At 39.0% G+C, this 639-nt stretch carries 1 pseudogene; it reads right to left on the minus strand.

The window, feature by feature from the left end:
- Positions 1-228: 228 nt before the first annotated feature.
- A pseudogene (locus ACFIO3_RS14940) lies at positions 229-639 on the minus strand (protease modulator HflC); the annotation flags it as partial.

Here is a 639-nt window from a genome sequence, read left to right on the forward strand (position 1 = left end):
AACAAAGTCACACAAAAAACAACTCTTGTGATAAAAAACTTCAAAAACGTACTTTTACTCACGACACTTCTATCCATGATATGCCTTTAACCAAAGCCGTAAAGAGCCCTACTAAATTTATCTATGTAAAACCCGCACGGCTCGATACTCTCTACCACTTTTATCATAAAAGAAAATGCTCACAGATTATTCTTTTCATGCAAAATCTCGGATCTGCAATCCGTTATTTTATCTATTCTCTCCTGATTTTGAATCAGTTTTACTAAGTCCAGTATTCATTGTCGGTAAGAATGCTTTATTTGCCTGCGGTGGATTACGAAAATAGAAAAAGAAATCCTCATTTGGAGAAATCACCATCGGTGTTTTCTCTAAATTCTTGTATTGTTCCATCGCCAACCAAAAATCGTAAAAAGACGGATTAGCCTCCCGCGCATTCAATAAAAGACGAATACTTTCAGCTTGACCTTCACCACGGGTAATTTCAGCATCACGTTTTGCAGCTGCTACGATTTCTTCATATTCACGATTAGCTTCTGCCACAATACGATCTCGTTCCTGCTGACCACGAGCTCGAATATTTTCCGCAGCAGCTTCACGTTCAGCTGCCATTTGCCGATAGACATCTTCTGAAACAGCATC

It is taken from the genome of Bartonella sp. AD328YNZD, assembly GCF_042196425.1.